Here is a 22,528-nt window from a genome sequence, read left to right as displayed (position 1 = left end):
AAATCTATACCATAGGTGACCCCCAATGAAACTCCTCCATCTCGACTCCAGCGTGCTCGGCCCCCACTCCGTCTCCAGGCAGGTGTCCGCCGCCATCGTCGACCGACTGCGGCAGGCCACGCCCTCGCTCGACCTCGTCTATCGCGACCTGACCCAGACCCCGCTCGCCCACCTCTCGGGGTCGCATCTCGCCGCCGCGCAAGGCGCACCGGCGCCTGCGGAACTCGGACCTGACCTTGCCGCGAGCGCGGCCGTGCTGAACGAGTTCCTCGATGCCGACATCGTCGTGATCGGGGCGCCGATGTACAATTTTACGATTCCTAGCCAGCTCAAAGCTTGGATCGACCGCGTCTTGGTGGCGGGGAAGACGTTCAAATATGACGCGAATGGTCCGCAGGGTCTCGCCGGCGGCAAGCGCGTGATCGTGGCGATCTCGCGCGGCGGCTATTACGGCCCGGGCACGCCTGCCGCCTCGCTCGAGCATCTCGAAACCTATTTGCGCGGCGTGTTCGCTTTCATGGGTATCACGAGCCCCGAATTCATCGTCGCCGACGGCATCCAGGTCGGCCCGGAGCATCGCGAGAAGGCGCTGGCCGGCGCGCTCCAGGCGGCGACGAACCTGCGCGCGGCCTGAGGCCACGCCGACACCATCAGCCGCCAAAGCGTCTGCGGCGGCTGATGGACCGGCGCGTGTCCGCGAAGCTAAAACCAGGCGCCCTGCACACCCAGGATCACGGCAAGGAGCGAGATGAAAAGCCCGATGCCGGAGAAGATGGCGACCCCAATGAACTCGGACGTGTCGGAGCGCTTGGCAGGAACTGCGGAACGTTCGGTGTAAATACGCGGTGCTGAAATCGGAGAATAAATGCGAGCTGCCTTTGGCATCAGGGGCTCCCTTAAATGGGTCTTATGACCTCTGCCCGTAGAAATGTCTTGGCAGCACGCGCGAAGGTTCAATGCATCACGCAAGCTTCAGAAAATACGTCTCGCCAGGTGTGGGAACCGGCCGGCGCAACCGTGTCTCGCGCGCCGACCGATTCAATTTTCGCAAACGTCGATCAACCGCGATAGATCGGCGCGCCGGCTGGCGAAGCAACCGCGCCGCCGTCGACGAAGATCTCCTGCCCTTGAATATGCGCGGCGTCTTCGGAAGCGAGGAACAACACCGTCTTCGAAATGTGATCCGGTTCACCAATGCGTCCCAACGGCGTCGATAGTCCGATGCGCTTCTCGAACGCCTTCTCCGCTTCGGGTGTTGCGATCGCCGCGCCCCAGATCGGCGTGCGGATCGCACCCGGCGCAACGACATTCACGCGGATTCCGCGCGGCGACAGTTCCGAGGCCATGATCCGCGCCATCGCCCGCACGCCGGCCTTCGCCGCGCCGTAAGCCGAGTAACCGGGAATGCCGAGCACGGAGATCACCGAACCGTTCAGGATGATCGAGGCGTTATCGTTGAGATAGGGCAGCGCCGACTGCACGGTGAAGAACACGCCGGTGAGATTGGTGCTGATGACCTTCTCGAAGGTCTCGAGCGTTGCCGATCCCAGCGGCGTGCCGCCGGGGATGCCGGCATTGGCGAACACGATGTCGAGCTTGCCGAACTTCTCGGCGCCCTGCTTGATCGCGGCTTCCGTCGCGGCGATGTCGGTCGCGTCGGCCGCGACTGCGAGCGCGTTAGGACCGAGCTCCTTCGCGGCGGCCTCCAGCGTCTCCTTGTTGCGCCCGGTGATGATCACCTTGGCGCCCTCGGCCACGAACAGCTTTGCCGTTGCCAGTCCAATGCCGCTATTGCCGCCGGTAATCAGCGCCGTCTTGCTCTTCAGCCTCACGCTCGTCTCCAGTGGTTGCATTATAAAACTATATTGCGTCTAGGGCAGATAGTTTTATTATGCAACCACACAAGCGCGTGATCAGCGCCAAAATCGGGCGAATGCGACAGGACTACGACGATGGTGAAACGAACGAGTTTTGAGGGTGACGGTTGCCCGGTCGCGCGATCGCTGGAGGCGATCGGCGATTGGTGGACGCTTCTGATCATCCGCGAAGCGATGCTCGGCCTGAGCCGCTTCGGCGAGTTTCAGAACAAGCTCGGCATGGCCAAGAACATCTTGTCAGTGCGGCTGCGATCAATGGTCGAGCACGGCATTCTGGCGACCGCCCCCGCCTCCGACGGCAGCGCTTACCACGAATACGTGCTGACGCCGAAGGGACGCGGCCTCTTCCCGATCCTGGTCGCGCTCCGGCAATGGAGCGAGGAGTTCGACGATACGCCTGAGGAGATCGACACCATCATGGTCGATCGCGCGAAAGGCCGCGCCGTGAAGAAGCTCGAGCTGCACGCCGAGGATGGACGATTGCTCAGCCTGGCCGATATCACCTTGAAACCGCGGCCGGCGCCGCGGCGAAGATCGGCTTGATGATGGCAGACAGCGTCACCACACCCGTCATTGCGAGGAGCCCTTGCGACGAAGCAATCCAGACTGCCACCGCGGAGACAGTCTGGATTGCTTCGCTGCGCTCGCAATGACGACGCGGGGGGACTTGTACAAAAGGTAGACGGCGTCGAAGATGACGAGATACCGCAAAGTGGCGCCACCATGCCCCTGCTCGCCATCGTCTACTTTTCAATCTCCGGCACCACCGAGAGGCTGGCGCATGCGATGGCGCGCGGTGCGGCTGGAATGACGGAGATCGCGCTGTGTCAGATCACCGGCGACGACATCGTGTCAGGCCGTTTCCAGAATGAGGGCCTGCTGGAAACGATCGACCGTGCCGAGGCAGTCGCGTTTGGCAGCCCGACCTACATGGGCGGACCAGCAGCCCAATTCAAAGCCTTCGCAGACGCTTCAAGTGATCGATGGAGCCAGCAGCGATGGGCCAACAAGATCGCGGGCGGATTCACGACCGGCGCGTGTGCAAGCGGCGATCAACTCCACACGCTCACCTACTTTTCCATCCTGGCTGCCCAGCACGGCATGCTCTGGTGCGGGCTGGATCTCCCGGGCGGAGAGGATCCGAGCGGCCGCAATCGCCTGGGCAGCCAGCTTGGCCTGGCGACACATTTGGTCGACGGCGCCCTGCCTCAGAGCGACATCAGCACCGCCGCATATCTCGGCCAGCGATTGGCGAAGATGGCTGGGCGCAACGGCTGACCGCACCGTCATCCTGAGGTGCTCGTCATGCGAAGCAGGACGAGCCTCGAAGGACGACGGCCCGGCTGCATCTCGGCCGTTCATCCTTCGAGGCTCCCGGCGCGATGCTTCGCATCGCGCCACTCGTGCCTCCAGCGACGAGCGCTGCGCGCTCGCGCGGGGATGACGGTCGGACAGCGGCGCGCTCAAGTCTCGCACCGCCGCGCCTCACGACAGCTTGCGCTTGCTCCGCAGGCGCAGGTGCTCGTCGGCCTCGAGCTTGGTCATGCCTAAGAGATAATGCAGCACGTCGAGCTTGTGGCGCTCGGCGAGCTTGCGCAGCGCGCCCGCCTGCTCGGCGATGAAGCCCACGGCTTCATCGACCCCGCCCTCCCCCGGTTCCTCGTTGCGCGAGCCTCCCCGCACGCCTGATGCGGCGCGCGCCCGTTTCTTTCCTGGCTTTGCCACCAGCCCCATCCGAATCCATGCCCGCTGGGGACATTACGCCTACATCGGCCGCAACTCCAAGGTGGTAGTTTGCAACTTTCTCGATATGAAACTTTTCCCATTTCGCTGGGCTTCAACACCCTTCGATTTGACAGCGAGGGCCTCACCACCCATGTTCGGGTCGAAACGGCCGACCCGAATCTCGTCGATTTCGGCCCTATATTTCCCCGTAAGTTACTGGAACTACATGAATATCGTCATTGTGGAGTCGCCGGCGAAAGCCAAGACGATCAACAAGTATTTGGGCTCGTCCTATGAGGTTCTGGCCTCGTTCGGCCATGTCCGCGACCTTCCCGCAAAGAACGGTTCCGTCGATCCCGACGCCAATTTCAAGATGATCTGGGAGATTGACCCCAAGGCGGCCGGCCGGCTCAACGACATCGCCAGGTCCCTGAAGGGCGCCGACCGCCTGATTCTGGCGACCGACCCTGATCGCGAGGGCGAGGCCATCTCCTGGCACGTGCTGGAGGTGCTGAAAGAAAAACGCGCGCTGAAGGACCACAAGATCGAGCGCGTGGTGTTCAATGCGATCACCAAGCAGGCGGTCACGGACGCGATGAAGCATCCGCGCCAGATCGACGGCGCACTGGTCGACGCCTATATGGCGCGCCGCGCACTGGACTATCTGGTCGGCTTCACGCTCTCCCCCGTGCTGTGGCGCAAGCTGCCGGGCGCCCGCTCGGCCGGCCGTGTCCAGTCGGTGGCGCTGCGTCTGGTCTGCGACCGCGAGCTCGAGATCGAGAAATTCGTTGCCCGCGAATACTGGTCGCTGATCGCGACCCTGCTGACGCCGCGCGGCGACACCTTCGAGGCCCGCCTGGTCGGCGCCGACGGCAAGAAGATCCAGCGTCTCGACATCGGCACCGGCGCGGAAGCCGAAAACTTCAAGAAGGCGCTGGAAACAGCCAGCTACGCCGTGACCGCGGTCGACGCGAAGCCGGCCCGGCGCAATCCGCAGGCGCCCTTCACCACCTCGACGCTGCAGCAGGAAGCCAGCCGCAAATACGGCTTTGCGCCCGCGCACACCATGCGCATCGCGCAGCGCCTTTATGAAGGCATCGACATCGGCGGCGAGACCACCGGACTCATTACTTATATGCGTACCGACGGCGTGCAGATCGATCCGTCCGCGATCACCCAGGCGCGCAAGGTGATCGGCGAGGATTACGGCAATGCCTACGTGCCGGACGCCCCACGCCAGTACCAGGCCAAGGCCAAGAACGCCCAGGAAGCGCACGAAGCGATCCGCCCGACCGACATGTCGCGCCGTCCCGCCAGCATGAGCCGCAAGCTCGACGCCGATCAGGCGCGGCTCTACGAGCTGATCTGGAAGCGCACCATCGCGAGCCAGATGGAATCGGCCGAGCTCGAGCGCACCACCGTCGACATCACAGCGAAGGCCGGCGCCCGCACGCTGGAGCTGCGCGCCACCGGCCAGGTCGTCAAGTTCGACGGTTTTCTGGCGCTCTACCAGGAAGGCCGCGACGACGAGGAGGACGAAGACTCACGCCGCCTCCCGGCGATGAGCCCGAAAGACGCGCTCAAGCGGCAGTCGCTGTCCGTCACCCAGCATTTCACCGAGCCGCCGCCGCGCTTCTCTGAGGCGTCGCTGGTCAAGCGCATGGAAGAGCTCGGCATCGGCCGGCCCTCGACCTATGCCTCGATCCTCCAGGTTCTGAAGGACCGCGGCTACGTCAAGCTGGAGAAGAAGCGCCTGCATGGCGAGGACAAGGGCCGCGTCGTGGTCGCGTTCCTCGAAAGCTTCTTCAGCCGCTACGTCGAATACGACTTCACGGCCAATCTGGAGGAGCAGCTCGACCGCATCTCCAACAACGAGATCTCATGGCAGCAGGTGCTAAAGGATTTCTGGACCGGCTTCATCGGTGCCGTCGACGAGATCAAGGATCTGCGCGTCGCCCAGGTGCTGGACGTGCTCGACGACCTGCTCGGACAGCACATCTATCCGCCCCGCACCGATGGCGGCGACATCCGGCAGTGCCCGAGCTGCGGCAACGGCCGGCTGAACCTGAAGGCCGGCAAGTTCGGCGCCTTCGTCGGCTGTTCGAACTATCCGGAGTGCCGCTACACCCGTCAGCTCGCCGCCGACAGCGAGACCACCGCGGACCGTTCGCTCGGCCAGGATCCCGACACCGGTCGCGACGTCTGGGTCAAGGCCGGCCGCTTTGGTCCCTACATCCAGCTCGGCGAGCAGAAGGATTATGAGGAAGGCGAGAAGCCGAAGCGCGCGGGCATCCCGAAGGGCACCTCGCCCGGCGATGTCGATCTCGAGCTTGCGCTGAAGCTGTTGTCGCTGCCGCGCGAGATCGGCAAGCATCCTGAGACCGGTGAGCCGATCACCGCCGGCCTCGGTCGCTTCGGGCCATTCGTGAAGCACGAGAAGACCTACGCCAGCTTAGAAGCCGGCGATGAAGTGTTCGACATCGGCCTCAATCGCGCGGTCACGCTGATCGCCGAGAAGGTCGCCAAGGGTCCAAGCCGACGCTTCGGTGCCGATCCCGGCAAGACTATCGGCGACCATCCGACGCTCGGCACCGTCACCGTGAAGAGCGGCCGTTACGGCGCCTATGTCACCGCGGGCGGCGTCAACGCGACGATCCCCGCGGAGTTCGAAAAGGACACCGTGACGCTGCCGCAGGCGATCGCGCTGATCGACGAGCGCGCGGCCAAGGGCGGCGGCAAGAAGCCCAGGAAGGCGGCGAAGCCGGCCAAGGCCAAGAAAACTGCAGAGAAGACTGCAGCGAAGACTGCGGATGGCGCCGAGGTCGCGCCGAAGAAGAAACCGGCCGCGAAGAAGGCGGCCAAAACCAAATCCGAATCCACCAGCAAGGCGCGCGCCGCCGTGCCGTCGACCGCCAAGACTTCAGCAGTCAAGACGTCGCCGACCAAGGTGTCCGCCGCCAAAGCTCCGGCCAAGAAAAGTGCCGGCACGACTTAAGAGGTTAAGTGAAACGCAAGAATGACCATGGCTTTCCCGACAGGAGCGCCATCGTCGCCTTCATCAAGGCAAATCATGGAAACGTCGGGACCCGCGAGATTGCGCGCGAGTTCGGCCTGAAGAACGCCGATCGCATCGAGCTCAAGCGCCTGCTGCGCGAGCTTGCCGACGACGGCACCATCAAGAAAAAACGCCACAAGGTTTCCGAGCCGGACAGCCTGCCGCCGACGCTGGTCGCCGATATCACCGGCCGCGACGCTGACGGCGAGCTGATCGCCTCCCCCACCGAATGGGACGAGGTCGAAAGCGGCGAGCCGCCAAAAATCCTCATCGTAATGCAACGCCGGCCAAAGCCCGGCACCGCAGCCGGAATCGGCGACCGCGCGCTGCTGCGGGTCGAGCGCTCGGATGAGACCGAAGGCCCGGCCTATCGCGGCCACATCATCAAGGTCTTCGACAAGACCAAGAGCCGCATCCTCGGCGTGTTCCGCAGCCTGCCTGAAGGCGGCGGACGGCTGATCCCGGTCGACAAGAAGTCCGCCGACCGCGAGCTGAACATCGCAGCCGCTGACGCGCACGGCGCGCAGGACGGCGACCTCGTCAGCGTCGATATCGTCCGCTCCCGCGCCTTTGGGCTCGCCTCCGGCCGGGTCAAGGAGAAGCTCGGCTCGGTCAAGTCGGAGAAGGCGATCAGCCTGATCGCGATTTACGCCCACGATATTCCGCTGCAATTCTCCTCCGCCGCGGAGCGCGAGGCGGAAGCGGCGGAACCGGCGAACCTGAAAGGGCGCGAGGACTGGCGCGACGTCCCGCTCGTCACCATCGATCCGCCTGACGCCAAGGATCACGACGACGCAGTGCACGCGCAAGTGGATCCCGATCCGAACAACAAGGGCGGCTTCATCGTCGATGTCGCCATCGCGGATGTGAGCTTCTACGTGCGGCCGGGCACCGCGCTCGACCGCGATGCGCTCGACCGCGGCAACTCGGTCTATTTCCCCGACCGCGTCGTGCCGATGCTGCCCGAGCGCATCTCCAACAATCTGTGCTCGCTGGTGCCGGGCGAGCCGCGCGGCGCGCTCGCGGTGCGGATGATCATTGCGCCTGACGGCCGCAAGCGTTCGCACTCATTCCATCGCGTCCTGATGCGCTCGGCCGCGAAGCTGAGCTACGCACAGGCGCAAGCTGCGATTGACGGCCGGCCGGACGACACCACCGGCCCCCTGCTCGATACGATCCTGAGGCCGCTCTACGCGGCTTACGCCTGCGTCAAGCGCGCCCGCGACGAGCGCGATCCGCTCAATCTCGATCTGCCCGAGCGCAAGATTCTGCTCAAGAGCGACGGCACCGTCGATCGTGTCGTCGTCCCTGACAGGCTCGATGCGCACAAGCTGATCGAGGAGTTCATGATCCTCGCCAACGTCGCGGCGGCGGAAATGCTCGAGAAGAAATCGCTCCCGCTGATCTACCGCGTGCATGACGAGCCGACGTTGGAGAAGGTCCACGCGCTCTCGGAGTTTTTGCAGACACTCGACGTCCCCTTCGCCAAAGGCGGCGCGTTGCGCCCCGCTCTGTTCAACCGCGTGCTGGCGCAGCTCGAAGGCCACGACCACTTCCCGCTGGTCAGCGAAGTCGTGCTGCGCGCGCAGGCGCAGGCGGAATATTCATCCGAGAATTACGGTCATTTCGGCCTGAATTTGCGCCGTTATGCGCATTTCACCTCGCCGATCCGCCGCTATGCCGACCTCGTCGTGCACCGCGCGCTGGTCCGCGCACTTGGCCTCGGCGAAGGCGCCCTGCCCGACAGCGACACGGCGGAATCGCTCGGCGAAGTCGCCGCCCACATTTCGCTGACCGAGCGGCGCGCGATGAAGGCCGAGCGCGAGACCGTCGACCGTCTGATCGCGCACCATCTCGCCGACCGCATCGGCGCAAGTTTTCAGGGCCGCGTCTCCGGCGTCACGCGCGCCGGGCTCTTTGTCAAACTCGCTGAAACCGGCGCCGACGGACTGATCCCGATCCGATCCCTTGGCACGGAATATTTCAACTATGACGAGGGCCGCCACGCGCTGGTCGGCACCCGCAGCCGCACCATGTACCAGCTCGGCGACGTCGTTGATGTCCGCCTGATCGAGGCAGCTCCCATCGCAGGCGCGCTGCGTTTCGAGCTGCTGTCGTCATCCAGCGAGACCGCGCCGCGCGACCGCAGGCAACCTGGTCCGCAACGCCGTCCCGCGTTCAAGGCACATCCCGGACGCAGCCCGGACAAAAAACACAAGCCGCCGAAGCGAAAGCCCGGCAAGAAGGACAAAGGAAAGAGCAAGGGCAAAGGCGGGGGACAGAAGGGCAAGGCATGGTGACCATGAGCACAGCCCCAAAGATCTGGACGCGCGAGACCGGCCTCGTCGAGAAGCGCGATCTCTGGGCGGCGATGAAGCGCGGCTTTCGCGGCCGCTGCCCGCGGTGCGGCGAGGGAAAACTGTTCCGCGCCTTCCTGAAGACGGCGGACAATTGCGCGAAATGCGGCCTCGACTTCACGCCGCATCGCGCCGACGATTTGCCCCCCTATCTCGTGATCGTCATCGTCGGCCACATCACCGTGCCGAGCATCTTGTGGATCGAGACCAATTACACGACGCCGGTCTGGCTGACCTTCGCGGCCTATTTGCCCTTCACCTTCTTCGCCTCGCTCGCCCTGTTGCAGCCCGTGAAGGGAGCTGTGGTCGGCTTGCAATGGGCTCTGCGCATGCACGGGTTTGACGACAACCCGCCGGATGGTATTCCGCCGGTGTAAGCAAAATAAATAAAAGCGGTTTGGGTGAGGACATGACGGATATTGCGCAGGACGAAAAGGCTGAGGTCCACGATCAGAAGGAAGCCGATCACCATCCCTATTTCCGTCCCCGGGATGCCGCGACGCTGATCCTGGTCGATCGCAGCGGCACCGTTCCAAAGGTCCTGGTCGGCAAGCGCCACGACAAGGTGGTGTTCATGCCCGGCAAATTCGTCTTCCCCGGCGGCCGCGTCGACAAGGATGATTATCGCGTGCCAGTCGCGGCCCCCATCACCACGCAGCTAGAGACCAATCTCGCCAAGGGCAGCCCGAAGACCCCGGCCTCGCGCGCAAAATCGCTAGCCATCGCCGCGATCCGCGAGGCCTGCGAGGAGACCGGTCTCTGCTTGGGGCGCAAGAGCGAAGGCAAGGCCAAGCTCGAAGGCGCCTGGAAGCCGTTTGCGGATGCGGGCCTGCTGCCAGATCCTTCCAGCCTGTTCCTGATCGCGCGCGCGATCACCCCGCCCGGCCGCGTCAAGCGGTTCGACACGCGCTTCTTCACGGCGGATGCGTCGGCGATCACCCACCGCGTCGAGGGCGTGATCCATGCGGATGCGGAGCTGGTCGAATTGGTCTGGGTCGAGCTCGGCTCAAAACCGCTCGCCGATCTGCATCCCATGACACGGAATGTGCTCAACGAGCTCGATACCCGCCTTGCCACCGGCCCGCTGCGCCACGACGCGCCGGTGCCGTTCTTCCATTTCTACGGCGGCAAGATGCACAAGGATATTTTGAGCTGATCCAGCCACCGATCTCACTAAGCTCACTCACGCGATTAGCAAGCTCAGCGCCGCACCTCTGAAGGCACGGTCTTCGCAGCCGCCTTGTCCGTGGCCGATCGCCCAATGCCGGGGCCACGAAAGCTGCTCCAGGCCTTGCGCCGACGCAGAAGTGAAGGACGACCAAAGAGGAGAGTTGTGATCGCGGTACAGGAGACCACCGGGACCCATATCCGGGTAGATCGTCACGTGAATATCGAAACCGTCGCCTGCTGGAAGATCGGGTCCGAACCAATAGGACGGACTGCGCCCCGGCTCACGACCAACGATGGCCGTCAGGGTTTGCTTCGGTCCCCGGAGCCCGAGCCAGAACGGCGCGATCGAACCAGGCGCGAAGGCTGTAAAAATCGTCTGGGCTGACGCGACATCGGTCGCGGCGCCTTGCCCCACCAGTCTCAGCTCGATCCGACGTCCGCTCGTCACAAGTCCGCTGAACGGCGCATCGACATCTCCGAGCGGCAGCTCTCTCCACCTGGCGGGATCAGGATCGGGCAACGGCCATTCCATCCTCTCCCTGACGGCGCCGTCGATATCGAGCACCTGATAACGCATGCCCTCCTCGTCAAGTGCGGCCTGAACGCAATGCAGATACTCGACGCCTTCCGGCATCCTGTGAGCCGTTCCCGCGCCCGCAGTGCAAATCTGCAGGACACCGCGATGCGCCTGCACATCGAAGGCGAGGATGTGGCTGCACAGGTAGGCAAGCACGTTTTCGTTCACCAGGATGTCCCAAAACGGGCGAGCGTATTCGTGGCCGATCTCGCGCTGATATGTCCCCGTAAAGCCGTTGACAGGAAACACCGGGTGATGGCCAAGGACGAGCTTATGTCGGGCATCGCCATGTTCTCTGAGCGTTGCTTCCAGCCACGCGAGCTCGACATGGCCCTCACCGCCAAGGCCGCTCCAGAGCGTGTTGACGAACACCATCACGAGGTCGCCGCGCCGCACGAAGTAGGAGAGACCGGCTTGCCCTGCAGGCCCATTGTCCGGCAGGTCCAGTACCGCGCGAAACACTGCCTCGCTCATCACGTCGTAGGTCGTGTGATTGCCGGTTGTGTGCCACATCGGAATGGCTGCACGGTCGAGCCAGGCCATTTCCGTGTCCAGCCAATATCGCCACTGCGAGCGCAGCGCGTCCGGATCCGGCGTTAGTCCAATGATCTCATCGCCCGGAAACAGAATGAATTCAGGCTGCGGTCTGAGGCGTTGAACGACCGCGTTGACCGAGGCGAAGGTCTTCTCGTGCGGTGCACCCGGCACGCCCGAACAGGCATCGCCATACAAGAGAAATTGATGGCCTTTGCCGCGCGATAGAATCGCGGGAATGGAATTGTTCGCAGAGGTCATGGCCTTCCATTGCGGTGTTCGGCCGCGAGGATGGCAATTTCCGGAACGGGTAGCAACAGGTCGTGGCTAGGCCTTCTATGGACCGGCGCGCGGGAAGCTTGAGCGCTCGCCCGATCTCGTTTGCCGTCTCTGCGGCCCGATGGATTCCGGGCTCTCCGCTACGCGGCGCCCCGGAATGACGGGATTGTGCTGAGCAGATCGCGAAAAACAAAAAATTCTTCCCGCCTTCCCCGATGGCGGAGTTCCCCGGCGTGCCTATGTCCTTCCCCAACGACACCAGAACGGGATTTAGGGCGCGATGGCACAACGGCAACTCAAGCTTGGCGCGTTCATGCGCCCGATCAGCATCCACACCGGCGCGTGGCGGTATCCCGGGGCCTGGCCCGACGCCAATTTCAATTTTGGCCACATCAAGACGCTGATCAGGAAGCTCGAGGCCGGCAAGTTCGACGCCTTCTTCATGGCCGATCACCTCGCCGTGCTGAACATGCCGGTCAATGCGCTCAAGCGCAGCCACACCGTGACCTCGTTCGAGCCGTTCACGCTGCTGTCGGCACTGTCGGCCGTCACCGAGCGCATCGGCCTGATCGCGACCGGGTCGACCACGTTCGACGAGCCCTATCACGTGGCACGCCGCTTCGCCTCGCTCGACCATCTCAGCGGCGGGCGTGCGGGGTGGAACATCGTCACCACCTCGAACCCGGATGCGGCGCTGAATTTCGGCCTCGACGACCACATGGAGCATGCCGAGCGCTACAAGCGCGCCCGCGAATTCTACGACGTCGTCACGGGCTTGTGGGACTCCTTCGCCGATGACGCCTTCGTGCGTGACGTCGACAGCGGCTTGTTCTTCGATCCCTCGAAGATGCATGTGCTCGACCACAACGGCAAATATCTGAAGGTGCGCGGCCCCCTCAACATCGCCCGCCCCGTGCAGGGCTGGCCGCTGATCGTGCAGGCCGGCGCCTCGGAAGACGGCAGGCAGCTCGCGGCCGAGACGGCGGAAGCCGTCTTCACCGGCGGCGGCAGCCTTGCCGATGGGCAAAAGCTTTATGCCGACATCAAGGGCCGCATGGAGACGATCGGCCGCGATCCCGAGCATCTGAAGATTCTCCCCGGCGCTTTCGTCGTGGTCGGCGACAGCATCGAGGAAGCCAAGGAGAAGCGCGCTCTGCTCGACAGCCGCGTGCACTATGACAGCGCCATCGCCTCGCTCTCGGTCATCCTCGGCACCGATGCCTCCGGCTTCGATCCGGATGGGCAACTGCCTGACATCCCGGAAACCAACGCCAGCAAGAGCGGCCGGCAGCGCATGGTCGACCTCGCCAGGCGCGACAAGCTCACGGTGCGCCAGCTCGCCCAGCGCGTCGGCGGCTACGGCGGGCTGGCCTTCGTCGGCACGGCGAAAGCCATCGCCGACCAGATGGAGGAGTGGCTGGTCGGGCGCGGCTCCGACGGCTTCAACATCATGTTCCCGTTCCTGCCCGCCGGCCTCGACGATTTCGTCGACAAGGTCGTCCCGGAGCTGCAGCGGCGCGGGATTTTCCGGAAAGAATATGAAGGGCCCACTTTGAGGGAGAATCTGGGCCTTCCCCGACCGAAAAACCGGTTCTTCGAGGCCTGATGGGCCCGATTCGAGTGGTTTTCGACGTGTGAAACCTTGACATCAGGCGGTTTCTGGCTAGGTTGCCGGCCAACGCGGGCCGTTTGGCCGGCTCCAGATTCCCCAATATTCTGAGGTTCAGAACATGGCCAAAGCGGTCACCATCAAGGTCAAGCTCGTGTCCTCGGCTGACACCGGCTTCTACTACGTCGCCAAGAAGAATTCGCGCACCATGACCGACAAGCTGGTCAAGAAGAAGTACGATCCCGTGGCGCGCAAGCACGTCGAATTCCGCGAAGCCAAGATCAAGTAAGATCGGCGCAGCGTTGAAGAGTTTGCGGGGCCCTTGCGGGCCCCGTTTTCGTTTGGGCCGCTCCCTCATGTCCCGGACGCGCTGCAGCGTGAAACGCTGCTGCGCAGAGCCGGGACCCAGCAAGCAACACGGCAGAATGTGGAGACATGGGCCCCGGCTCAGCAGCGCACCGCTGAAGACGCGCTGCGCTGCGTCCGGGGCACGGGAGCGCGATGATAGGCGAGGAGCCGTCAGCCTCGCGAAATCCTGGCGTGGTTAGAAGGAGTAGCCTCGCTCTTCAATTGCGAGGCTCCTAGGACCTCCATCGCTCTAAGTCATCAGCCCGGAGCGCGACAATTTCCAGCCGTTCATGAATCGCAGCGAGCGCCGGGCCACGGCCAGGCCATCCGGACAAGCGACGCCGGCGGCGCTTAGCCAGACCGGCTTCACGCATCTTCAATCGGGACGAATTGCCGAGGCCGAGCTTTGCTGCCAGCAGGCCCTGACGCTGGACGAGCAACACCCGGATGCTCTCCACTTGCTGGGCGTGATTTGCTTTCACGCGCAGCAGCCCGACGCCGCGGTGGAATGGATCGGGCGCGCGGTCCGGCAGGCGCCGAGGGCAGAGTATCTCCTGAGTCTCGCCACGATCCTGGAGCGGCAGGGTCGGCTCGAGGACGCACGGCAACATTACAGCCAAGCCTTGCGCCTCAAGCCCGATGATGCGGGCCTATGGAATCACGTCGGCAACTTGCTCTGGCAAGTCGCGCAGGGCGACGAAGCTGTGCTGCATTACCAGCAGGCCCTGACGCTGAATCCGCAATATTGGGAGCCAGCGCAAAACTGCGGCATGTTGCTGCTAGAACTCGGCCGGCATGCGGAAGCGCTGGAATGCTTCAATACAGCCGAGAAGCTGAATCGGAATTCCGCAGCCCTGTACCAAATGCGCGCCGTTTGCCTTTCGGCCGTAAACCGGTTCGACGAAGCGCAAGCGGACTACGAAACATCCATTGCGCTGGATCCGGGCCTCGCGGAGACGTACAACAATCTCGGCCTGCTGCATTGGCGATTTGGCCGACTGGAACAGGCCTTTGCCTGCTTCGATCGGGCGCTGGCGCTTCGCCCGGATTTTCATGCCGTGCTCAACAACAAGGCCGTGGTCCTGTTGCATCTGCAATTGCTGGATGAAGCGTTCGCGACCCTGCAGAGATCGCAGGCGGCTGCCCCCGACGATGCGCAGACGCTGTTCTATCTGGCGACGCTTCAGCTCCTGACCGGCGATTTCGAGCGCGGCTGGCTTGCGCGCGAGGCGCGCTGGCGGCTTCCATCCGTCGGCCTGGTCGATCGCGGCTTTTCGCAAGCGCTTTGGCGTGGTGACCAGCCGCTCGAAGGCAAGACCATCTTGCTGCACTCCGATGAGGGACTGGGCGATGCAATTCAGTTCGCCCGCTATGTGCCGATGGTGGCCGCGCTCGGAGCCAAGGTCATCCTGGAGGTCGAACCTCCGATCCAGCAGTGTCTCGGCGGCATCGCCGGGGTCGCAGAGTGTGTTAGCCGGTCGTCTCCGCCGGCGTTCGACCTGCACTGCCCGCTTGGAGCGCTGCCGTTGGCGTTCAAGACGCGGCTGGATACGATCCCGCTTGCGGAAGGCTACATTCCCGCGCCTCCCGCAGCGCGCGTGAAGGCGTGGGAGGACCGGCTTGGTCCCCACACCCGCTTCCGCGTCGGTCTGGTCTGGGCGGGTAATCCCGATCACAAGAACGATCACAATCGATCGATGGCGCTGCGCGCACTTGCGCCGCTGCTCGATTGCGACGTCCAGTTCGTCTCCTTGCAAAAGGGCGTCCGCGATCAGGACCGGGCCTTCCTTGCCGAACGCCGTGACATCGTCGATCTCACGGAACATCTGACGGACTTCAGCGAAACGGCGGCGCTGATGTCCTGCCTCGATCTGGTGATCTCGGTCGACACCAGCGTCGCTCACCTCGCCGGCGCGCTGGGCGCCCCCGTCTGGACGATGCTGCCGTTCAACCCGGACTGGCGCTGGCTGCTCAACCGCGACGACAGTCCGTGGTATCGGTCGATGAAGCTGTTCAGGCAGCCCACGCGAGGCGACTGGGCCAGCGTGGTGGACGACGTTCGCCGCGAACTCGAGAGGCAGCTCGCCGCACGGCGGGCGCAGCGCGCCACGTCTCGACGATAGCGCTGGCTATTGCCGGGCAACGGGCGCATGGTCGCCCCGCCAGCGTCGGTTGAGCCCCTCTTGTCGAAAAGGCAGGCCCACATGACCATCCGCTCGCGGCGAGAAACCGTCACGTTCAGACATCCGTTTCGGATCCGCGGCATCGAGCGGCTGCTGCCCGCTGGCACATATGATGTCGTCACCGACGAGGAGGCGATCGAGGGTCTCAGCTTCCCGGTTTATCGCCGCGTCGCCACGATGATCACGGTGCCCTCGGAGAACGTCCGCGGCTCCATGGAGATGGTTTCGATCGGTTCGATCGATCTCGCCAATGCACAGGCTGCAGATGCAAGCGCCGCCAATGATTGACGTCAGGTGAGCTCTCAGCAGCCGCGGCAAATGTTCTTCAGCTTGGCCGCGGTTCGCGCTTCTTCTTCGACGAACGGATCCTTATAGCCGGACGGCGCATCGATATTGGCCATGGCGGGCTTCTTCGCCTTTGGAGGAAACGCCGCGTCATAGCAGGCCAGTCGCTCAGAGGTGCTTTCGATGGCTCGGCAGCTTGGCTCCGCGGCGAGAGCAGCGCGCGCGAACAGGCCAAGCGCGGAGATCAGGACAAGTGTCGTCATTGGCGTTCTTATCCGGACGATTTTCATGTCGAGCATCCATTCATTGTTTCTGCTTACCAGCCCAGGGTGGCGGCGCGCCGGTCCACGCTGGAAGCGCATCCCATTCGGACCATCGCATCCGGCGCTCCTCGTCTCCAACCCTGACAAAAACGAAGGGAGCGTCGTCCCGGCCGGTTTTTGAGCCGACGAAGGTTGCCGGAGTCCCGTAGGCGTCCCTGATGATTGCTGTGTTTGCCATGCAGACCGCCCTTCAAGATCAAGGCGGGAGCGCAATGCTCTCAGTCACCGATAACAGCCCGGCAGCGTGCGGTGATGCGAAGAGTGTAGCAGGCCCCTCCCCCGATAGCGAGGTCAATCGCGGTCGCTTGGGCTGGAGGCGGCGCCGGACGTCTCCGCGACCTCATCGGTCCACACTTTGAAGCTGAGAAGCGTGTTGGGTCCGAACGTCTGGGTGATCGGAACATCGGCGGCATCGCGTCCTTGCGCGATCAGGACGCGGCCAATTCGCGGAATGTTGTTGCGCGCATCGAAGGTGTACCAACGGCCGCCGAGATAGGCCTCGAACCAGCCGGCAAAATCGCCGGGCGAATACGGCGGCGGCATGCCGATATCGCCGAGATAGCCGGTGCAATAGCGCGCGGGAATATTCATGCAGCGGCAGAACGAGATGGCCAGATGCGCGTAATCGCGGCAAACACCCTTGCGCTCGTTGAAGGCCTCCCACGCCGTCTTGGTTGCGCGGGCATGCTCATAGCCGAACGCGATATGACCGTGAACGAAGTCGCAAATCGCCTGGACCCTGGCCCAGCCCGGCGTTGTCTTCTCGAACAGCTTCCATGCGACGTCGGACAGCCGATCGGTCTCGCAGTACCGGCTCCCGAGGAGGTAAACGATGGTGTCCGGCGGCAGGTCCTCGACCGCGTGTTGCGCGGCTGAAGGCACGATCACATCGGGCAGACCGCTATCGCGCACTGTCCCGTCGGCGGAGAGGCGCACGCGACCGGCGGGCGCGACGATCCGGCTGCACCAGTTGCCGAAGCCGTCGCGATAAGGCGTGATCGGCACGGAGGGTTGGCTTGTGAGGTAATCGGGCACGATGATGTCGGAGGCCCGCGTGAAGTGAATGCCCATCACCGCGATCAAAGGCGTTGGTTGCGGAAACTCGTAGATCATCTCAAAGCCGACACGGATTTTCATGCGAAGGGCCCAACTCCAGCTGGTTTTCTGAGAAAGGCACGTCGGCACCACGTGACTGCCTGGCGCCCTCTCCTGGGTGAGAACCGCCTCAGTCTATCGCGGGACGGGCAGCAGCTTCGTGCATGAACTCGCTCCGCCGATTGGCGGGAGCGAAATGGGCTCTCAGGCGCCGATGCCAGGTCCAACTCGGCGATCCCAGGACAATAGCCCCAAGGGCCCAAAGTTCAACTGCGTATCCGACGGATGAGGACAGTTCAGCGCATGCTGCCCTGGCCACAAGCGAAAATGAAACACCGCACGGGAATAAAATCGCCGATTGAGCGGCCTGCACGCCAAGACCGTTGCCTGGATCGCCTGAACTAGAGAACGGAATTGCCCGCCGAACAGCCTAAAGTTGCGGAAGCGTGAAGGTGGGCAGGCGATGAACGGCGTGCGAACGGGATTTTTGGACTCCATCGGCAATACGCCATTGATCAGGTTGCGAATGGCGTCGGAGGCCACGGGCTGCGAGATCTACGGCAAGGCTGAATTTCTCAATCCCGGTGGCTCGATCAAGGATCGGGCGGCCCTCGCCATGATCAATGATGCCGAGCAGAGCGGCAAGCTCGGACCCGGCGGCGTCATCGTCGAAGGCACGGCCGGAAATGTCGGCATCGGTATTGCGCTCGTGGCCAATGCACGCGGTTATCGAAGCGTGATCGTGATGCCCGACACGCAAAGTCAGGAAAAGAAGGATATGTTGCGTCTGTGTGGTGCGGACCTGCGACTGGTCCCCGCCGTTCCCTATTCGAATCCCGGTCACTACGCTCGCTACTCCGGCCAGCTCGCCGAAGAGCTCGGTGCGTTCTGGGCTAACCAGTTCGACAACATCGCCAATCGCGAGGGTCACTACCGCACGACAGGACCTGAGATTTGGCAACAAACCGGCGGAAAAATCGACGGCTTTACGTGTGCCGTCGGCAGTGGGGGGACTTTGGGTGGGGTTGCGCGAGCGCTCAAGGAGCGCAATCCAGCCGTCAGGATTGCGCTCAGCGACCCCATGGGGGCCGCGCTCTACAACTGGTTCACCAAGGGCGAGCTGACGATCGAAGGAGACTCGATCACTGAAGGCATCGGGCAAGTGCGTGTGACAAGGAACCTGGAAGGCACGCCAATCGACACGGCGTATCGGATCACGGACGAGGAAGCGCTCCCCGTTCTATTCGACCTGATCGAGCATGAAGGACTTGTGCTCGGCGGGTCGAGTGCCATCAACATCGTTGGCGCCATGCGGCTCGCGCGCGACCTCGGCCCGGGCAAGACCATCGTGACCATCCTCGCGGATGGCGGACAGCGCTATCAATCCAAGCTGTTCAACCCGGATTTCCTGCGTCAGAAAAATCTCCCCACCCCACGTTGGATGCAATAGCAACCCGGCAGCGCGTGGCTGCCGAGTGTTTCTTCAGCCGACCTCTGCGGCTTCGAATGCCGACCACAGAGCTTCAACTTCTTGCCCCTGTCGTGCTGCCGGGCGGAACAGCCGTATCTCGATCGGGACCGCGGACTTGGCGTCCCCGGCCTCGACGAGCGAACCCGCCTCGATGTCGTCTTCCGCCAGCGTTCGAGGAAGCCAGGCGACACCGTCTCCGGACCTGACCATCGAGAGCAGCGTCGCGGCGAGATGCGACGTGAAGATCTTCTTCAGGTCCCTCTTCGCCAACTGGCTTGCCACGATGCGGCCCAGCCCCGACTGCGGGCTGTAGGCCAGGTAGGGGACGGTCTCGTCGTTCTGCAGCGACCATCGCGGCTTCCGGCCGGCGTCAGCGATGCTGAGGGGAACGAGCGTGTCGGTACCCACGACGATGCTCTTGAACTGCCTGGTGTCGAGCCGGCTGCCCATGCTGCGGTGGTAGTGGCACAACAGGAACGACACGTCGCCCCGGAGCATCATCCGCTCGCACGCCAACATGCTGTCCGAGACGAGATTGAGATTGCCCAAGGCGAGAATCTTCTCGCTGCTCCGAACCCACTTCGGAAAGAACGTGAACGACAGCACGTGCGTCGCCGCGATCGACAGCGGCCCCGTGCCCCGTCCGGCCACTTCGAGTGTTTCGCGGCGCAACTGATGCAGCGCCCGGGTCAGAATTTCGGCCTGGCCATGGAAATGCTCGCCGGCAGGCGTGAGCGTCACGCTGTGTGTCGTTCGAACGAATAGCGGCGCCCCCACCCATTCCTCCAATGCCCGGATCCGCCGGCTGAAGGCCGGCTGGGTCACGTGACGGGCTTCGGCCGCCTTGGAGAAGCTCAAGGTCTCCGAGAGAGCCAGATAATCCTCGAACCAGATCAGCTCCATCGGTGATGCCTAACCGGCATGACTAATCTCGGCAACAGCATTGGCGTTCTCTCCGGCCGAAGCCTACGGATCGTCGCAAGCTACACAACACCACAGCAGCACGGAAGCCGTTCCGGAGACCGGAGTGGCCCTTCCCAAACAGCGACAGAGGCCCCCAAGGCCCGGCATAGACGTAGCCGCCAGGGAGAAAACATTGAAAAATTCGCCTTCTTTCGGATATTTGAGCGAACTCTACGTGCAGGTCCTGCTTGCTATCGTGCTGGGCGGCCTGCTCGGTTATCTCTGGCCCCAGGTCGGAACCAGCCTTCAGCCGCTCGCCGACGGCTTCATCAAGCTGATCAAGATGCTGCTGTCGCCGATCATTTTCGGTACGGTCGTTGTCGGCATAGCCAGGATGAGCGACATCAAGGAGGTCGGCCGGATTGGCGTGAAGTCGCTGATCTACTTCGAGGTGGTCTCGACCTTGGCCCTTGTCATCGGCCTGGTCGTCGTCAACGTGATCAAGCCCGGCGCCGGCATGAACATCGACGCCAGCCACATCGATGCGGGATCGATCTCGGCCTACGTGAAGGCCGCCGACGGCAACCACGGCTTCGTGCAATTCCTGCTCGACATCATCCCGAACACGATCGTGGATGCCTTCGCCAAGGGGATGATGCTGCAGGTCATCCTGGTTTCGGTGCTGATCGGCATCGCCATGGTCCAACTCGGCGACTACGGCAAGCCGTTGGTGAACGTCATCGACATCCTGCTGCACGCCCTGTTCCGGGTCGTGGCCATGGTCATGCGCCTCGCGCCGCTGGGCGCTGGAGCGGGAGTCGCCTTCACGATCGGGAAATACGGGATCGCGACGCTCTGGTCACTCGGCTATCTGATGCTCGGCGTCTACATTACCACGATCCTCTTCGTCGTATTGGTGCTCGGCGGCATCGCGGCGTGGGCCGGTTTTCCGCTGCCGCAGTTCTTGCGCTACTTCAAGGATGAGATCCTCATCGTCCTGGGCACCTGCTCGACGGAAGCGGTGATGCCGCAGATGCTGGTGAAGCTCGAGCGGCTCGGTTGCGACAAGACCGTCGTCGGCATGGTGCTGCCCACCGGCTACACGTTCAACGCCGACGGAACCTCCATTTACCTTTCGATGGCCGCCGTCTTCGTCGCTCAGGCGACAAACACGGATCTTTCTCTCGGCGACCAGATCGTCCTGCTGGGCGTGCTTCTTTTGACGTCGAAGGGATCGGCAGGCGTCGCCGGCGCTGGCTTCGTGACGCTCGCCGCAACCCTATCGTCGATCCACACCGTTCCCGTCGCCGGCCTCGTTCTTCTGCTCGGCGTCGACCGCTTCATGAACGAAGCCCGCGCCGTGACCAATCTCGTCGGCAACGGGATCGCGACGATCGCGATCGCCAAGTGGGACGGCGCGTTCGATCAGAAGCAGGCGAAGGAAGCCGTGCGGCTGCGCCACGACAAGCCCGCCACGGCCGAGACCGAAGTTCTGGCAACCGATCCCTAACCGAAGACATCAACAACCACAGAAAGATAATGCCATGCGTATCGTAGACGTCGTCGAGACGACCAAGCCAATCTCGTCACCGATCCGGAATGCCTACATCGACTTTTCGAAGATGACTTCCAGCCTTGTCGCCGTCGTGACTGACGTCGTCCGCGACGGGCGGCGGGTGGTCGGCTATGGCTTCAATTCGAACGGCCGCTATGGTCAGGGCGGGCTGATCCGGGAGCGCTTTCGCGACCGCATCCTCGAAGCCGAACACGCGAGCCTGCTGAACGACGATGGCACCAATCTCGATCCGCACCGCATCTGGACGAAGATGATGTCGAACGAGAAGCCCGGCGGTCACGGCGAGCGCTCGGTCGCGGTCGGAACGCTCGACATGGCGATCTGGGATGCGACCGCAAAGATTGCCGGCAAGCCCCTGTTTCGCCTGCTCGCGGACATGAAGGGCAAGGAGGCCAACCCGCGGGTCTTCGTCTACGCTGCCGGCGGCTACTACTATCCCGGCAAGGACAACTCCGCGCTGCAGGCGGAAATGCGCGGCTACCTGAACCGCGGCTACAACGTCGTGAAGATGAAGATCGGCGGCGCGTCGATCGACGAGGACCGCGGCCGCATCGAGGCCGTGCTCAAGGAGATCGGGTCGCAGGCCAGGCTGGCCGTCGATGCCAATGGTCGCTTCGATCTCGAGACCGGCATCGCCTATGCCAAGATGCTGCGCGAGTACCCGCTGTTCTGGTATGAGGAGATCGGCGATCCGCTCGACTACGCCCTCCAGGCCGCCGTCGCGGAATTCTATCCCGGCCCGATGGCCACGGGCGAGAACCTGTTCTCGCACCAGGACGCCCGCAACCTGCTCCGCTACGGCGGCATGCGTCCGGATCGCGACTGGCTGCAGTTCGACTGTGCTTTGTCCTATGGTCTCGTCGAATATCTCCGGACATTGGACGTCCTGGCCCAACATGGCTGGTCGCCGTCGCGATGCATCCCGCACGGCGGTCACCAGATGTCGTTGAACATCGCCGCCGGCCTGGGGCTCGGCGGCAACGAGAGCTACCCCGACCTCTTCCAGCCCTACGGCGGATTTCCGGATTCGGTCCGGGTTGAAGACGGCCATATCATCATGCCGGACATTCCGGGCATCGGCTTCGAAGGCAAGTCGGATCTGATCAAGGTCATGCGCGAACTGGCCGAATAGGCCGGCAGTTCAGGCGAAAGCGCCGTCAC

At 63.4% G+C, this 22,528-nt stretch carries 21 protein-coding genes; 14 read left to right on the top strand and 7 right to left on the bottom strand.

Features of this window, described 5'->3' with window-relative positions; all coding sequences use genetic code 11:
* The first annotated feature begins 25 nt into the window (after positions 1–25).
* Positions 26–634, top strand: coding sequence for an FMN-dependent NADH-azoreductase (locus ABID58_RS11010; protein ID WP_354032648.1), 609 nt, complete (start codon positions 26–28; stop codon positions 632–634).
* A gap of 68 nt (positions 635–702) precedes the next feature.
* Here the strand turns inward: ABID58_RS11010 and ABID58_RS11005 are convergent, their stop codons facing one another.
* Both ABID58_RS11005 and ABID58_RS11000 read right to left on the bottom strand, forming a co-directional pair.
* A complete protein-coding gene (locus ABID58_RS11005) occupies positions 703–885 on the bottom strand; it encodes a hypothetical protein (protein ID WP_148754904.1) in 183 nt (60 codons plus the stop codon).
* A 173-nt stretch (positions 886–1,058) separates the two neighbouring features.
* Positions 1,059–1,832: an SDR family oxidoreductase gene (locus ABID58_RS11000; protein ID WP_354032647.1), complete on the bottom strand. Its 774-nt coding sequence runs from the start codon at positions 1,830–1,832 to the stop codon at positions 1,059–1,061.
* 120 nt (positions 1,833–1,952) lie between these two features.
* On the opposite strand from ABID58_RS11000, the gene ABID58_RS10995 reads away from it, so the two are divergent.
* Both ABID58_RS10995 and ABID58_RS10990 read left to right on the top strand, forming a co-directional pair.
* Positions 1,953–2,420, top strand: a complete 468-nt coding sequence (locus tag ABID58_RS10995; RefSeq protein ID WP_354032646.1) for a winged helix-turn-helix transcriptional regulator — start codon at positions 1,953–1,955, stop codon at positions 2,418–2,420.
* A gap of 180 nt (positions 2,421–2,600) precedes the next feature.
* The gene (locus tag ABID58_RS10990; RefSeq protein WP_354032645.1) at positions 2,601–3,155 is read left to right on the top strand and encodes a flavodoxin family protein; all 555 of its coding nucleotides are present in this window, start codon (positions 2,601–2,603) and stop codon (positions 3,153–3,155) included.
* A gap of 207 nt (positions 3,156–3,362) precedes the next feature.
* Here ABID58_RS10990 and ABID58_RS10985 read toward each other — a convergent pair whose 3' ends face one another.
* Positions 3,363–3,611: a hypothetical protein gene (locus tag ABID58_RS10985; RefSeq protein WP_148754901.1), complete on the bottom strand. Its 249-nt coding sequence runs from the start codon at positions 3,609–3,611 to the stop codon at positions 3,363–3,365.
* Positions 3,612–3,828: 217 nt separating this feature from the next.
* Between ABID58_RS10985 and topA the strand changes: the two genes are divergently transcribed.
* From topA to ABID58_RS10965, 4 genes are read left to right on the top strand one after another with little or no spacing between them, the layout of a single operon-like run.
* Positions 3,829–6,597 carry a type I DNA topoisomerase gene (topA, locus tag ABID58_RS10980; protein ID WP_354032644.1) on the top strand — a complete coding sequence of 923 codons (2,769 nt, stop codon included), beginning with the start codon at positions 3,829–3,831 and terminating at the stop codon, positions 6,595–6,597.
* An 8-nt stretch (positions 6,598–6,605) separates the two neighbouring features.
* On the top strand, positions 6,606–8,957 hold the full coding sequence (gene rnr, locus ABID58_RS10975) for a ribonuclease R (protein ID WP_354032643.1): 2,352 nt from the start codon (positions 6,606–6,608) through the stop codon (positions 8,955–8,957).
* Positions 8,951–9,391 carry a DUF983 domain-containing protein gene (locus ABID58_RS10970; RefSeq protein WP_354032642.1) on the top strand — a complete coding sequence of 147 codons (441 nt, stop codon included), beginning with the start codon at positions 8,951–8,953 and terminating at the stop codon, positions 9,389–9,391. Before rnr ends, ABID58_RS10970 begins: the two co-directional genes overlap by 7 nt.
* A gap of 32 nt (positions 9,392–9,423) precedes the next feature.
* Positions 9,424–10,170, top strand: a complete 747-nt coding sequence (locus tag ABID58_RS10965; protein WP_354032641.1) for an NUDIX hydrolase — start codon at positions 9,424–9,426, stop codon at positions 10,168–10,170.
* Positions 10,171–10,197: 27 nt separating this feature from the next.
* On the opposite strand, the gene ABID58_RS10960 is transcribed toward ABID58_RS10965, so the two are convergent.
* Positions 10,198–11,556 carry a metallophosphoesterase family protein gene (locus tag ABID58_RS10960; protein ID WP_354032640.1) on the bottom strand — a complete coding sequence of 453 codons (1,359 nt, stop codon included), beginning with the start codon at positions 11,554–11,556 and terminating at the stop codon, positions 10,198–10,200.
* 298 nt (positions 11,557–11,854) lie between these two features.
* Here ABID58_RS10960 and ABID58_RS10955 point away from each other — a divergent pair, with 298 nt between their 5' ends.
* The 4 genes from ABID58_RS10955 to ABID58_RS10940 all read left to right on the top strand — a co-directional run bounded on the left by ABID58_RS10955 (position 11,855) and on the right by ABID58_RS10940 (position 16,002).
* Entirely contained in the window at positions 11,855–13,180 is a 1,326-nt protein-coding gene (locus tag ABID58_RS10955; RefSeq protein ID WP_354032639.1) for an LLM class flavin-dependent oxidoreductase, read from the top strand.
* A gap of 124 nt (positions 13,181–13,304) precedes the next feature.
* Positions 13,305–13,472 carry a 50S ribosomal protein L33 gene (rpmG, locus tag ABID58_RS10950; protein WP_007603295.1) on the top strand — a complete coding sequence of 56 codons (168 nt, stop codon included), beginning with the start codon at positions 13,305–13,307 and terminating at the stop codon, positions 13,470–13,472.
* A gap of 349 nt (positions 13,473–13,821) precedes the next feature.
* Positions 13,822–15,654: a tetratricopeptide repeat protein gene (locus ABID58_RS10945; RefSeq protein ID WP_354032638.1), complete on the top strand. Its 1,833-nt coding sequence runs from the start codon at positions 13,822–13,824 to the stop codon at positions 15,652–15,654.
* An 81-nt stretch (positions 15,655–15,735) separates the two neighbouring features.
* Positions 15,736–16,002 carry a hypothetical protein gene (locus tag ABID58_RS10940; protein WP_148754893.1) on the top strand — a complete coding sequence of 89 codons (267 nt, stop codon included), beginning with the start codon at positions 15,736–15,738 and terminating at the stop codon, positions 16,000–16,002.
* Positions 16,003–16,016: 14 nt separating this feature from the next.
* Here ABID58_RS10940 and ABID58_RS10935 read toward each other — a convergent pair whose 3' ends face one another.
* Together ABID58_RS10935 and ABID58_RS10930 are read right to left on the bottom strand one after the other, a co-directional pair.
* Positions 16,017–16,361: a type VI secretion system-associated protein TagO gene (locus ABID58_RS10935; RefSeq protein ID WP_354032637.1), complete on the bottom strand. Its 345-nt coding sequence runs from the start codon at positions 16,359–16,361 to the stop codon at positions 16,017–16,019.
* A gap of 252 nt (positions 16,362–16,613) precedes the next feature.
* Positions 16,614–17,459 carry a transglutaminase-like domain-containing protein gene (locus tag ABID58_RS10930; protein WP_148754891.1) on the bottom strand — a complete coding sequence of 282 codons (846 nt, stop codon included), beginning with the start codon at positions 17,457–17,459 and terminating at the stop codon, positions 16,614–16,616.
* A gap of 421 nt (positions 17,460–17,880) precedes the next feature.
* Here ABID58_RS10930 and ABID58_RS10925 point away from each other — a divergent pair, with 421 nt between their 5' ends.
* Positions 17,881–18,867 carry a cysteine synthase A gene (locus ABID58_RS10925; RefSeq protein ID WP_354032636.1) on the top strand — a complete coding sequence of 329 codons (987 nt, stop codon included), beginning with the start codon at positions 17,881–17,883 and terminating at the stop codon, positions 18,865–18,867.
* 33 nt (positions 18,868–18,900) lie between these two features.
* On the opposite strand, the gene ABID58_RS10920 is transcribed toward ABID58_RS10925, so the two are convergent.
* On the bottom strand, positions 18,901–19,791 hold the full coding sequence (locus tag ABID58_RS10920) for a LysR family transcriptional regulator (RefSeq protein ID WP_354032635.1): 891 nt from the start codon (positions 19,789–19,791) through the stop codon (positions 18,901–18,903).
* A gap of 193 nt (positions 19,792–19,984) precedes the next feature.
* On the opposite strand from ABID58_RS10920, the gene dctA reads away from it, so the two are divergent.
* The gene (gene dctA / locus ABID58_RS10915) at positions 19,985–21,301 is read left to right on the top strand and encodes a C4-dicarboxylate transporter DctA (protein WP_354032634.1); all 1,317 of its coding nucleotides are present in this window, start codon (positions 19,985–19,987) and stop codon (positions 21,299–21,301) included.
* A 34-nt stretch (positions 21,302–21,335) separates the two neighbouring features.
* Positions 21,336–22,499 carry a mandelate racemase/muconate lactonizing enzyme family protein gene (locus ABID58_RS10910; RefSeq protein ID WP_354032633.1) on the top strand — a complete coding sequence of 388 codons (1,164 nt, stop codon included), beginning with the start codon at positions 21,336–21,338 and terminating at the stop codon, positions 22,497–22,499.
* Positions 22,500–22,528: the final 29 nt, after the last annotated feature.

This window comes from Bradyrhizobium sp. S3.2.6 (assembly GCF_040546885.1).
Classification (GTDB): Bacteria; Pseudomonadota; Alphaproteobacteria; order Rhizobiales; family Xanthobacteraceae; genus Bradyrhizobium; species Bradyrhizobium cytisi.
The sequence above is the reverse complement of the archived record's forward strand: the minus strand, read 5'-3'. Positions and strand labels throughout refer to the sequence as shown.

What these genes read in the sequence shown, in the direction of transcription:
- ABID58_RS10990 (WP_354032645.1), top strand. Translation starts at nt 2,601, where the DNA reads ATGCCCCTGCTCGCCATCGTCTACTTTTCAATCTCCGGCACCACCGAG.
- ABID58_RS10945 (WP_354032638.1), top strand. Translation starts at nt 13,822, where the DNA reads ATGAATCGCAGCGAGCGCCGGGCCACGGCCAGGCCATCCGGACAAGCG.
- ABID58_RS11005 (WP_148754904.1), bottom strand. Translation starts at nt 885, where the DNA reads ATGCCAAAGGCAGCTCGCATTTATTCTCCGATTTCAGCACCGCGTATT.
- topA (WP_354032644.1), top strand. Translation starts at nt 3,829, where the DNA reads ATGAATATCGTCATTGTGGAGTCGCCGGCGAAAGCCAAGACGATCAAC.
- rpmG (WP_007603295.1), top strand. Translation starts at nt 13,305, where the DNA reads ATGGCCAAAGCGGTCACCATCAAGGTCAAGCTCGTGTCCTCGGCTGAC.
- ABID58_RS10910 (WP_354032633.1), top strand. Translation starts at nt 21,336, where the DNA reads ATGCGTATCGTAGACGTCGTCGAGACGACCAAGCCAATCTCGTCACCG.
- ABID58_RS10920 (WP_354032635.1), bottom strand. Translation starts at nt 19,791, where the DNA reads ATGGAGCTGATCTGGTTCGAGGATTATCTGGCTCTCTCGGAGACCTTG.
- ABID58_RS11010 (WP_354032648.1), top strand. Translation starts at nt 26, where the DNA reads ATGAAACTCCTCCATCTCGACTCCAGCGTGCTCGGCCCCCACTCCGTC.
- ABID58_RS10965 (WP_354032641.1), top strand. Translation starts at nt 9,424, where the DNA reads ATGACGGATATTGCGCAGGACGAAAAGGCTGAGGTCCACGATCAGAAG.
- ABID58_RS10985 (WP_148754901.1), bottom strand. Translation starts at nt 3,611, where the DNA reads ATGGGGCTGGTGGCAAAGCCAGGAAAGAAACGGGCGCGCGCCGCATCA.
- ABID58_RS10955 (WP_354032639.1), top strand. Translation starts at nt 11,855, where the DNA reads ATGGCACAACGGCAACTCAAGCTTGGCGCGTTCATGCGCCCGATCAGC.
- ABID58_RS10925 (WP_354032636.1), top strand. Translation starts at nt 17,881, where the DNA reads ATGAACGGCGTGCGAACGGGATTTTTGGACTCCATCGGCAATACGCCA.
- ABID58_RS10930 (WP_148754891.1), bottom strand. Translation starts at nt 17,459, where the DNA reads ATGAAAATCCGTGTCGGCTTTGAGATGATCTACGAGTTTCCGCAACCA.
- ABID58_RS10940 (WP_148754893.1), top strand. Translation starts at nt 15,736, where the DNA reads ATGACCATCCGCTCGCGGCGAGAAACCGTCACGTTCAGACATCCGTTT.
- ABID58_RS10960 (WP_354032640.1), bottom strand. Translation starts at nt 11,556, where the DNA reads ATGACCTCTGCGAACAATTCCATTCCCGCGATTCTATCGCGCGGCAAA.
- ABID58_RS10970 (WP_354032642.1), top strand. Translation starts at nt 8,951, where the DNA reads ATGGTGACCATGAGCACAGCCCCAAAGATCTGGACGCGCGAGACCGGC.
- ABID58_RS10935 (WP_354032637.1), bottom strand. Translation starts at nt 16,361, where the DNA reads ATGCGCTTCCAGCGTGGACCGGCGCGCCGCCACCCTGGGCTGGTAAGC.
- ABID58_RS10995 (WP_354032646.1), top strand. Translation starts at nt 1,953, where the DNA reads ATGGTGAAACGAACGAGTTTTGAGGGTGACGGTTGCCCGGTCGCGCGA.